Source organism: bacterium (genome assembly GCA_041649255.1).
GTDB lineage: Bacteria > Hydrothermota > UBA3073 > JACQXS01 > JAQTXJ01 > JAQTXJ01.
Window position 1 is genome coordinate 1 of the sequence record JBAZNK010000027.1, and the last position, 12,472, is coordinate 12,472.

Consider the following 12,472-nt stretch of genomic DNA (forward strand, 5'->3'; position numbering starts at 1 on the left):
GGTCCATCATATCTTCTAACCCATACCGTATCTCCTGAACTATTATATTTTATCGTTGCATAGTCAGGATAAGCCGTTGTGTCCATACTACTTCCCGTTACATATACATTTCCACTATCATCCACTGCCATTGCATATGCGTGGTCAAAATATGGATAACCAACCCTATCATACCTCGCTACCCACATTTCATTTTGTGCAAATATCTGTACCGGTAATATAAATCCTATAAAAATTAGCATTTTTTTAATCATCCTTCCCACTTTTTCCCTCTGCACCTCTGTAGTGTTGTCATTCTGAGGCGAAGACGAAGAATCTCTCTGTTTGTCTCTTCTCTCTTTGTTTTAAATGCCTGCCGTTCTTTTTGGCATGGTCTGCGATGAGAAATTTCTTTACCTTAATCTATCCTTATTTTTATTTTGTTATTATTACTATGATTACTATTAATGCTTTCCATATTTAATCTTTGTCAATAAGTCTTTAGGCTTAGGGAGGTTCTCTAGTCCTGGTTTAACATTGAAAGATATACTTTTTCTACGGCTGTTGCCATAGCTGTCCACGAATATTTTACTGCAGTTTCTCTCGCTTTTATACTAATTGATTTATATAAATCCCTGCTTTTGTATAATAACTCCATCTTTTCTACAAGTTCTTCAAAAGTATCAAAAGTTAATCCGTTTATCCCGTCACTAATAATTTCAGAACTCCCCGCAAATTTAGATACAATAACCGGAGTTCCACAAGCCATTGCTTCCAAAACTACATTTCCAAAACTATCATATAAACTCGGAACAACTAGAATATCCGCCCCCTTATAAATTTTCGCGATGTTACTTTGAAACCCTATAAATTTAATGTTGTTTTCCATGCCATATTCTGCTACTTTATTAATATACGAAATCCTTTCCTGCCCCACAATTAATAGTTTAATATCCGGTGGCATCTGTTTCATAGCATTTAATAATAAATCTATTCCTTTACGTTTAATTAAGTCCCCGACAAAAAGCATAATAAAACTATTACTGTCAGTGGTACCGGCAAGATATGAATCTAATACCCTTTGACGGGAAATGTCACGGTTATCAGGAGTAAACTCTTCTAAATCCACACCATTATGAATAATATTTATTCTTTTGGGATCTATCCCTATATATTCTTGCAAGTCATCCTTTAATTTTTTTGAAACGGCAATAATATTCTTCCTGCTTTGCATATTATTATTTCCAAAGCTTTCGGGAATAGTTAGTTTCTTATACATCCATTTTTCTGACCAACTGTTTACTATTGCGCAAAACCTATGATATATTCCTTTTTCATATTTCTTACTCCTATTATGACAATAATGACAGGTGCTTATATCCCAAAAATCTGTCGTAGTACATCCGCTGTCTATGTGAATTATATCATAATATTCAGCTCTTTTACGCTTTATAATTTTTAACCTCCAATTAATAATTATAAGAAATAAAATATTGCGGATAATAGCCGGTTTTTGAGGAATCTTTATAATAAAAAATTTAATCTTATTATGCTGGATAAGATTGGCGTCTACAGTTTCACCATACAAATCTACAAAATATCCTTTTTCTAATAAATATCTAACTAACTCATAAGTAACCTTTCCCTGTCCTGAACCATATCTTACAATATTATGTGATATAATAGCAATTCTCATTGTTTGATAATGCGGGCAGTTAGAGTTTTTTATCCAGCTCCACTGTAATAGATAATGTTTATATGTCTTGCGGTAGTTAATCTGCCTATCAGGTATGAATTATTAGAAACCATTAAACGATAGTCTTAGGGATTATTATACCGCGTTTATAACAAATTTTTCTTCCTTTTTATCTAAATACCCCATCGCAACCTTATTATCGTGGTCGAAAATCAACAACCAGTGTTCCTCAAATGCTTTTTGTAGAATCTCTTTTTTATTTTTCATTATTTCTAAAGGATACAAATCATAAGCCGACGCGTACGACTTGTTTAAAAAAGAAACCGTAGGAATAAAATCTCCAAGATAAATTGCCTTATTCCCATCCGATTCTATAAGAACAGCTTGATGATAAGCTGTATGTCCACCCGTAACTAAAGTCTTTACTCCAGGACAAATTTCTACCTCTCCTTCTATTAAATTAAGCAAATCATATTCCTTAATAGGTAAAAAGTTTTCTTTCAAATAACTTACTTTGGCTCGTTCATTTGGATTCATTGCTTCTTCCCATTCACCTTTTTGTATAATATATTTAGCATTCTTAAATGTAGGTGTCAAAACACCACCCTCAATACAAGTATTGCCCCCACAGTGGTCAAAATGTAAATGAGTATTTATTACAATGTTTATATCTTCCGGTTTTATTTTCTCAAGCAGCCAATCTTCCTTACGAATTATTCCATATATTTTCTTTAGTTTATCTCCTAATTTATCTCCAATCCCTGTATCTATAAGTATATTCTTATCTCCTGTTCGTATTAAAAGACAATTAAGCGATAACTCTATCCTGTTTAATTCGTCTGAAGAATTATATTTATTCCATAAAACCTTTGGTACTACCCCAAACATAGCTCCACCATCTACTAAAAACGTTCCTTCACATAAAACCGTTAAATCAAATTTTCCAAATTCCATAGGAAGCCCTTGAGTCCGCCTGAAGCGGACGATTAGGGATTCTTATCCCCTCCGGATAGGAAGCCCTTGAGTCCGCCTGAAGCGGACGATTAGGGATTCTTATCCCCTCCGGATAGGAAGCCCTTGAGTCCGCCTGAAGCGGACGATTAGGGATTCTTATCCCCTCCGGATAGGAAGCCCTTTCCAGCTATGCCTGATACCCAGCGATTCTGCTGAGTTAATTTTTAAGCATAATTACTTTTAATAATAAGTTTTCTTTTTCACAGGAATCCCTAATCCCCACTTTGGTAAGTAAAGGGCTTCCTGTAAGTTTAATAAAATAAATACCATTGCTGACAGAAATACCTGTTTCATTACAACCATCCCAATTTAATTCATACTTCCCGGGTTTAAAACTCTTATTTATTACCGTTTTAACAAGTTTACCACTTAAATCATACACGGCAATGTTGATTTTTGTTTCTGATTTCCTAATATTAAATTTTACATATGTCTTTTTATAAAAAGGATTCGGTTGGCTTTTAAAGTCTATAATGTTAGAAAGTTCCAACGCTTCTTTCCCTTTAATTGTAGTTTTTACTCCAAAAGCATTCATTATAGAATCGAGCATTTCAATCTTTACCGATTCTGTATTTATATCTGAAATTTTAAATCTATTGCACCATATTTTATAATCTTTTTCATAATAAAAGCCTGTAATAACGCCTGTAGTATCTTTAAATACGGCATTGCAATTCGAAGGGACAAACCATTCTTTCGTCAACGGCTTTGAAGATACAAACGAAACGCCCTTCCCCGACATATATGGCAAAGCAGGTTCTCGAATAATTTTCCCGTCTAAAAACTTATTTAAAAATGTATTGTTCCCCTCTATATAAATATTATAACCCGGTTGTAGAAAATATTCAAGAGAATCCAGTCCGGCAGTATCGCAAATAAAAATTGACTTAAAACCGGACATAGAATATTCCGCCATGGCAGGGAAAAAATTAAGGGAATTAATTTCCGCTCCCTTACAACTCAATTTTCTTAATATGCTGCTTATGATAGTATCTCCATGCGCAGAGCCTCCTGAATGGAAAACTATAAAATCACCTGTCCTTACATAACTATAAGTAGAGAAAGTATCGTTACTTGAATTTTCATCATAGGTTAAAAATACCTCAAAATTAAACTTATATTTAACTCCAATACCTTCTACAATCCATTCGGGAAAATTAATTGTTTTCTGTTCAAAAGCCCCAAGACTATCTATAAATACGCGTTCATTATAAATAATATTTTCGCTTGAATCTATCGTGCAATAAACCTCAAAATTCATTAACGATTTTGTTCCAAAATTTTTCACCAGACAAGTAGGAGAAAAAACTGTATCTAATGGCAAAAATCCTATAGGATTTTTTATTATACCAACATCCGTACCGGGAAATTTTTTAAAACTAAGCGAGGGATCCCCAAATATTTTAAACTCTTTTATCGTTATGCTATCCTGGGGGAAATTTAACTTATACCATATTTTTGCCTGCATAAAAGCTTCCCCTACATTATTTATTTCTGCTAAATACTTCAAAAAGATATAATTAAAACTTTGACTTCCTCCCGACAGTGAATCCTGCCACGGATACATATATACGGAAGAAGATTCCGGACAAACTATAGAAACTCCATTTTCTTTTAAGAATTTTTTAACATTAAAAGGAGCAAATACAAAAAAAGGTGTATTTGAAAATATCTTAAAATTACTTGTTTTTATTTCTTTGGACTCGGGAACTCCATCTCCATTATCCCACATCCACTGCTTACCAATACTTAAAAAATTAATTATGGAACATCCCCCCCCGGCAGTGGTGGTTGAATGCCCGTTAAAAATTTCTTCGCCTTTACATCCGGAATAATTCCAATATGGAGATACAACATTTTCCAGAAGATGCAATAAATCCTTTTTTGTTTCATAATCACCCTGCTCAAGACCTTTTTTTATCCCGCTACTTGTGGAACCGGCAGTAGCCGCTTCTACGAATAATATATTCTTATGCTCCTCTGCAAGCTCAAATTCTATTATGTGTTCAAGTATAGAAGTCACAATAATAGAATCCGTATATGGTATTCTTCCTGAAATTACGCCCTCTATTTCTTTAACAGGCTCGCCAATCACAAGTAAATATTTAGGTGAATATTTTAATTTTTTATCTCCGGTAATAATTTTTACTTTATACCCTATACTTTTCTTCCATTCAGCAAAAGATTTAACCGAAGGCAATAACTCTTCCGGCGTAATTATTACATAATCGTAAGGAGAAACTATTTTATTCGTATACCATTTCTGTAATTCCTCATAATTAACTACTTTGTCTTTTATTACACTGTCTAATGTTGTATCTACCATCAAAGACTCGGAAGGTACGTAATGATTTGCATAACTAAATTCTATTGTAACATTAGGGGAATAATAAAGCTTATTAGTATTTGCATTATAGGTATACGGATAAATTATTACTTCTGCTAAGTTATAATTACAAAATTTTATAGTTCTAAGATATTGACCCGGTTGTTGCGGAAAAATATAATTTGACTTACCAGTAGAATCATCGTTTATTAAACCATTTTTTGAGTAAAATTCTTCTTCTTTTACAAGTGTCCCTGAGGTTCTGGGATAGTATGGAACACTTAACAACGAACTCTCTCTCGTTACTTTACAATCTATAACCTCACTTCCGGGAGGTATCGCCACCCATACCAACTTACATGGTAATTGAGGTTTACCTGGTTCTATTGTTACACCAAAATCGTGCGGGGCAATATTAAGATGATGTGATGTTTGGTTTGTAATCTCGTAATCAGGAATATGAATTCTATAAATATTTGCAAATGTATATGAAGTACAAAAATAAAACAAACAAAACAAAAAGACTTTTCTCATTATAAAATCTTAAATTTTAATTAGTTATTTAAACATATAGTTTAACTGTATCCCGTTTGATTCAATATTTAAACCATAATTTTTGGGAACCTTGTACGCTACTATAAGTGCGCTTACCAAACGGTTTGCTAATGCTATCCCTATACAATATCCTGCTTTTTGTATTATATCTCGTTCCGTTTTTCTTAGTCCCCTGAACTCATCCCATTTATTCATATCCGTCCATTTCCAACTCAAACTGTCAGAAACACTATTTTCTTCTATATACTTTAATCGTTCTTCTTGAGCATTAGGTAAAGTATCGGGATAATAAGCCCTCGCTTCTTCACGAATCATAGTATTATACACTTCAATACTTTCATACCACTCCATTGCATCATAATATGTGTTTTTTATATCCTTACTAATCTGGTATTCCGGAAATTGTCGTGTATTCATTTTAGAATATAAATCATAATTATGCGCTAAATTACCCGCATACCACTTTGCGGTAAAATAAGTTGTCCATATCACACCCTCCGTTAAATACCCGCGAATTGCTCCTTTGGTATCCCCCAAATACTGTTCTCCTAACCCGGGTAAAAGAATAGACAACAAAATTCCCTTATTCGTAGCTTTTGGCTCCCCGTAAGACAAACCTGAACCTAACAACAGAATAATAAATAATATTTTCTTCATTCTATCCCCCTATCCCTGCCTGCTAGCAGGTAGGATTTCTTTAATTCGTTAGATTATTTCGCAACTGCAAATTTCTTAAATCTTGTATATTTTTTGCCGGCAATGTCTACCTCTACTCTACATATATACACTCCAAACGGCAACTCCGGCAATAAAACATCCTGATAATTATCTCCTGTTTTACCATTAAATTCCTTTACTATTCTACCTGCCAAATTTATAATCTTTATATCCACTTCATCTGCATTTCCGCTAAAATATCTCACATACCCGCTACTAATTATGGGATTTGGATAAATAAATAATTCTTTCTTCATAAAAACGTCTTCTGCCATTGGAGTAGAACCATAATTCCATTCCAATATTCTATTGTTCTCCCGATTTAAATGAAATTCAGGCCATTGTAAATTTCCGTACTTCTCGAAACTCCAACCATAAAGATTCCCGTCATCACTCCCGATAAATATATCCAGAATGCTGTCTTCATTTATATCGCAAAGCATCGGTGAACAATAAATTCCTCCACCTGTAGCAAAAGGAAACCCCGATAATATTCTCCCTGTATTGCTATATGCAATAACCACTCCATCCGGAGTTCCTATTACAAGCTCGGGTTTTTTATCATTATTTATGTCTCCAATTACAGGCGCTCCCCATAAATCACTGCTTGCGCCTGTATTAATAGGAAAACCTGATAAATTTGAACCCAAGTTGTTAAAACCATATATCTTATTTCCCAATGTCATTATAATATCCGGCACCGAATCCATATCAATATCAGCAATAACAGGGGACGAATAAAATGGTATTGTATCTAGTTCTCTATTCCATAACACTTTTCCACTATCATCTATACAATATATTTTTCTTTCCCCTGTGCATACAATAATTTCTTTTCTGCCATCATTGTTCAAATCACAAACTACGGGTGAACATGTAGTCGGAGCAATAAACGCATCCAATGCAATCCATTTAGTCGTGGTGTCAGGACCTATTGCCCATAGCCTGCCATCAAAACTTGTGGCATATAAAATATTACTTACCGAATCATAAACCGGAGTAGAATATATAGACTGATAAAGGTTTTTGGGATATCCGGGTATCATACCATCATTATTGAAAGCATATAACATCCCATCATTAGAACCAAATATAGCTTCCTGTTTACCATCCCCATTTATATCTGCCATTAAAGGAGTAGATGCTATTTCTCCTGTTGTTACATTGAACTTAGTTAATATTGCTTTACCATAAACATTCCACGCATGTATACGTCCTTCTATTTTAGTAAAAGAAGCTGATTCCGTTTTGCTGTTCTTCAGTTTTTTAACTGTATCGGTCGCCGCAAAAAATGGGGTAATTATTACATCAAGAGTGTCGTTTCCATCAATATCCCCGATAACGGGTGATGCCCAAATACGAGGATAAGAAGCAGATATAGTACGGAGCCAGAAAGTACTGCCGTCAGGATTTAAAGCCATCATAGTAATCATCTTCCTAACTTCATCCACAACTGCACAGAATATTCTCATCTTCCCATTGACTTTCACTGCTACAGGCGAATTTACATCAAAATAACTTCCGCATTTTACAGGAAAACCGGCAAGTTTATTATCAAATTTAATATTAAAACTCATTACGGTGTCCGGCAAACTTATATTCTCAATAAAAATATTGCTTATTCCACCACTGTTATCATTGGTATTTGGTGAAGTATAAGGCGTAAACTCGCCTAAATTCCCCTGATAAAACACATCGTATTTAGTCCCGTAAAAAGCCGCTTCCCCATCCACGACAAACTTCAAAGAAGTCTCAAAATCCTGTATCCCATCGGCTTCCTCCATATCTACACCCTTTGGGGAACCTGCATTTATAGCGTTCATAGCAGAATCTTTAGCGATTTTATCTCCATCTATATGCCATATGGCAAGCCCGCCATAACCTGAATCCGGTGGCAGCCCAAAATCATAATCGTAAAACCATGTCATTACTCCGTCTTTCCATACACGAACACTTGACGAATCAAGATGTAATGAAGAATCCGCGCTATATATCGTATCCTTAAATGCAGTGTCTTTACTCGGATAAGATACCAATCTTTCTTCAACTAAATAATATTCACCTGTGTTTATTGGAATATTGTAAACCTTTGGGACTGAACCTCCGATAAATCCGCCACGCCACAAAATTGGCACAGCGGTAGTATCTTTATTCAATACTGTAGGTGATATAAACCCTAATTTTGTAGCATTAAATGCATTAATATACGGAGGTACCATTCCATCTAAATTCCAGTTACCGGTTCCCATTAAATCCCAACCGCCAACCCCAATGGTCTTCCCTTCAGTATCATACAAATCAAACAATCCAAGTTGGTGCCCCGTTTCATGCGCTAATCCCCCCTGTAAAAAACTATATACCCCATCCTGAAAAGAAGTCTGCGGGTATAATATACCTTCATTTATTGCTACTGTCTGGTTATCCACCCATACAGGAGTACTAAAATAACCATCTACATTACTAATAAATGCCGCCGGTATGTCATAAGGTGTATCTCCCATATAATCTGTCTGCCAACATCCCCCTGCGTGAAAAATAACCACTGCCCCGGAATCACCCGAATATTTTGAAAAATTAATCTCGGGACTTGCTTTATCACAAGTAGTTACGGCATCTTTGAAAAGCGTAAGCAAGCCTCTCTCAAAATCCATTGGTTCTCCATAATAAAGTAACGAATATGGCAACTTATATGACGCACTTTCTCCATCAGGAACTATCTTAAACTCCAACCAGAGTGTATGTTCTGACACTGTCCACCAGTAATTCTGCAAACTTTCCATAAGATGTTTAAAATATGTTTTTGTATGAGGTGGGTCATAAAAAAGATTATGCCCCCCATCAAAAAATGGTTTATCCCATAAATGCTCGCTTGCCGAAATTTCCCTGTAACCAATAGTATGAGAACCAAGAGAATCATAAGGAAATTCGTTATGGTCTAAGTCCATAAGCCCGTTACCCGTCGTAAGAGAACTTGTATCTGTTTGAAATTCTGCCCTGATTGCAAGGATATAAAGAGTATCTACCCCTGCCTTACCTTTTTTATCTTGCAATTTCTTAAGTAAGTTTCTTTTTGATGGCTGCATATAATATTGCAATTTAGGCTGTTGCTGATACAATTTTTCAAACTTATCTGCTGCAAATTTTGAATTTTTTATACCCTGTGTCCTCAGATTTTTTAACTGCGTCAATTCTTTTGAATGCATAGATGATATAAGCAATAAAAAGCTTGTTAATATGATCACACAATCCCCCTATTTTCTATTATCTAATAATTTGAGTATTTTTCATTTATACGGAATGCTTTAGAATATAATATCCCTACAAAAAATCAAGTTTTATTTTAGAAATGTTTATTTATAACAACTTGCTATCAAAATAATGAAAAAATTGTAGGGCAAGGCGGAATTTATCCCGACCTGGCGTGATGTCTGCCCGTTTTTTTATTTATAGTAGGATAATTCCTGTCCGCTTTCATTTTTGTCCACTTGTTGTTTGTCATTCCTGCGGAGGAAGGAATCCATTCTGCCCGCCATAAGTAAACTTGCCCGAAAAAATAGATTTTTTATCTTGAGCGGAATAAATGAAAAACTATAAGTTTTCTATATCTTAAGATAAACGGAGGGAGAGGGATTTGTAGCAGACTCTTACATTACGCTTGCGAAATGTTAGAGGTCGCTATCCTGAGCCTGACGAAGGAAACCCCCGTTCCCGTTTTGTTTTACTACGGAGGGAGAGGGATTTGAACCCCCGTTCCCGTTTTAGCAGGAAACACGATTTCGAGTCGTGCACCTTCAACCACTCGGTCATCCCTCCATTGTATTTGTTTATAATGCTTTACAAGATTTCCCTAGTTTACCTCCAAAAGCCATTGTGCCATATTTCCTGTCCGCCTCAGTTTGTATCACTTTTACACCATTACTTTTTCATTACTTTCACTACATTACCGTTACTTTTCAGAACAAGACATATTATTGGCAACTAATCGCCAAATTATTTATGAGAACACGTTAATCATTCTTTTCTTTTTTGTGCAATTAATGTGCAATAAAATAATAAGCCCCTTCCTATTTTAGATTACATAATCTCCTTTTTTCTAAAGTCAAATGTTTTTTTCTCCTGCCACATTACTGAATTTTCACTATGTAAAAATCAATAAAATAACCTAATTAACCTATTCATTTCCACGAACTATGCGCTTTCCACACTTTGTTAAACTCACCCTTTTTCTTGATCGCGGTAAGGGGCTTAATAAGAAACTTTTCTATCTCATTTGCCGTAGTCACCAACTTTTCCGGCGCATTTTTGATATCTCCTTTTTTCAAAAAAGCCTTCCAGAGTGTTTGTCTGTCGGATTTTTCATCGTAGATTTCTTCAGCAAACAAAGGGCTCTCTTGCGGAAGAGGAGTTTTACGATGTTTGAAAGTTCTCTTTAATGCTTCGGAGAGCTGTGCGCCGTTAAAATCAAATTGGTGTATCATAATCCATATATCATAGAAATCTTTCATTCGGCTGTTAAGAAGACCAAGTCTAATCATTGCTTCAAACTTTTCACTTATAACGCTTTCTGCCGGATACCCTTTCAGATGAGGTTTTGGAAAATCCAAAATAACAGGATAATCAATAACTTTAGACTTTGGGTATATAACATCTCCAAATCCTATATCAATTTGCATCGGTATACGGGAACGTTCCAGAAATCCTGTAAGTTTTATGCGCACACCTTCGTAATCCGCATCTTCTTTTATCTTTTGCCCTTTTACTGTCTTTGAATCAAATACAAGCCCATCCGGAGTCACCGCCACACCACAAATATCCTTAATAACTTTTTCAATAGTTGCTATCTGATTATCATAACGCGCTAAAAAATCTATATCAAGAGTTGTTCTTCGTTCGGGAATTTGCCATACGGTAAACATCAGCGCTCCTTTCAGAATGAAGTTATCCGCATATTTGGAACGGCTGAATCTATAGAGGAATCTTTCCATCCCATAATATTGCAGGATTTCTGAAAACGGGCAGTTAGCTTTTTGTGCTTTATTTTGAAGCAAATCCCATATAGAAGCTTGCAAGTTTTTAATATCTTTTTTCAAAGCATAGCCTCCAGTATTGGTTTTATTATATTATCAACACGGCAAATCTTAGCATATTGCATAATTTCTTTCGGCTTTATATTCTTTTCCTTAATAGCTACTTTAAGGGCTTCCCGCACAATGTTCATACCAATTTTATTACGGAATTTACAACAGTCGGCAAGCGTTTTGGCGAGATTATAAACTTTTATCCTGCACCCGTCTATTTTGCGTTCCTCAACTCCTGCCTCGTATGATTTAGAGTCAAAACGGTAAAATCTCACGGGAGGGTACTTAATCCTATAAGCGTGAGAACCTCTCAGGATAGCCATATCAATATGTTCGGGAACTTCCGTTGTTACTTCATAAAAAGAAAGAGCAGAAAGAAGACAAACGACTCCCCGCGGGGCTTGAAGGGATGCATTAATAATATCGGGATTAGTCATTGGAACATAATTATCCAGCCTGTAAAGCCCCCTGGCAACCCTTTTAACCTTTTTTTCTTTCTCAAGGGCAACAAGCAAATCAGAATGAAATCCGGCATTCAGGATAGATGAAAATCTTACAGTTCCGCCATTATCTCGGAAAAACTTTATTAGTTTTTGTGCTTTATTTTGCATATATACTCCGTATAATATCTACATACTTACAGACAAGTGTATATAATTCATACGAAACTGTCAATGTTTTTTTATAAAAATTATAAAAAGTGTTTGTTCGGGTGTTAGCAGTCAAAATAACGCAAAGGATTATTTAAACAATAGGCATATAGATTCAAAGGTTGTGAATTTTTTAAATCATATGATAGTTCTGGGATAGTGGATATCCCCTTCGGGTCTGGAGATATAAACCTTCCGATACTATAATCATAATATCTTGCTCCAAAGTAATACAATCCGCTTCTATCTAATTTTTTCCCTGTAAACAGATAATCATTATTTGCTGTTCCTTTCGATGCTTCTTTTTCTCCAAACTCTCCAAAATGATACCTCTGCGCTACTTTGTATTGTTCATTCATTATCCCTACAGGACTGCCTAACGGGTCGTTAATATAATAAAAAATATGTCCGCTGTTGTCTATCCTGCATATCCTCATTCCACCCGCATACACATAAT

Annotated in this window: 9 protein-coding genes and 1 tRNA gene; all 10 read right to left on the reverse strand. The window is 35.2% G+C overall.

Annotated features, from left to right (window positions below; all coding sequences use genetic code 11):
- The coding region (locus WC614_13300) for an SBBP repeat-containing protein (protein MFA5033978.1) at nt 1-254 on the reverse strand (254 nt) is incomplete at its 3' end.
- Between the two features lie 245 nt (nt 255-499).
- The gene (locus WC614_13305) at nt 500-1,675 is read right to left on the reverse strand and encodes a glycosyltransferase family 4 protein (protein MFA5033979.1); all 1,176 of its coding nucleotides are present in this window, start codon (nt 1,673-1,675) and stop codon (nt 500-502) included.
- Between the two features lie 135 nt (nt 1,676-1,810).
- Nucleotides 1,811-2,629 carry an MBL fold metallo-hydrolase gene (locus WC614_13310; GenBank protein MFA5033980.1) on the reverse strand — a complete coding sequence of 273 codons (819 nt, stop codon included), beginning with the start codon at nt 2,627-2,629 and terminating at the stop codon, nt 1,811-1,813.
- A gap of 217 nt (nt 2,630-2,846) precedes the next feature.
- Complete coding sequence (locus WC614_13315) at nt 2,847-5,549, reverse strand: C25 family cysteine peptidase (protein MFA5033981.1); 2,703 nt, start codon at nt 5,547-5,549, stop codon at nt 2,847-2,849.
- Between the two features lie 24 nt (nt 5,550-5,573).
- Nucleotides 5,574-6,227: a hypothetical protein gene (locus WC614_13320; GenBank protein MFA5033982.1), complete on the reverse strand. Its 654-nt coding sequence runs from the start codon at nt 6,225-6,227 to the stop codon at nt 5,574-5,576.
- A gap of 53 nt (nt 6,228-6,280) precedes the next feature.
- Nucleotides 6,281-9,529, reverse strand: coding sequence for a T9SS type A sorting domain-containing protein (locus WC614_13325; protein ID MFA5033983.1), 3,249 nt, complete (start codon nt 9,527-9,529; stop codon nt 6,281-6,283).
- Nucleotides 9,530-10,011: 482 nt separating this feature from the next.
- A tRNA-Ser gene (locus tag WC614_13330) sits at nt 10,012-10,100 on the reverse strand.
- Between the two features lie 362 nt (nt 10,101-10,462).
- Nucleotides 10,463-11,377, reverse strand: a complete 915-nt coding sequence (locus WC614_13335) for a nucleotidyl transferase AbiEii/AbiGii toxin family protein (GenBank protein ID MFA5033984.1) — start codon at nt 11,375-11,377, stop codon at nt 10,463-10,465.
- The gene (locus tag WC614_13340; protein MFA5033985.1) at nt 11,374-11,976 is read right to left on the reverse strand and encodes a transcriptional regulator; all 603 of its coding nucleotides are present in this window, start codon (nt 11,974-11,976) and stop codon (nt 11,374-11,376) included. Before WC614_13340 ends, WC614_13335 begins: the two co-directional genes overlap by 4 nt.
- 104 nt (nt 11,977-12,080) lie before the next feature.
- Nucleotides 12,081-12,452: an RHS repeat-associated core domain-containing protein gene (locus tag WC614_13345; protein MFA5033986.1), complete on the reverse strand. Its 372-nt coding sequence runs from the start codon at nt 12,450-12,452 to the stop codon at nt 12,081-12,083.
- Between the last annotated feature and the right edge of the window lie 20 nt (nt 12,453-12,472).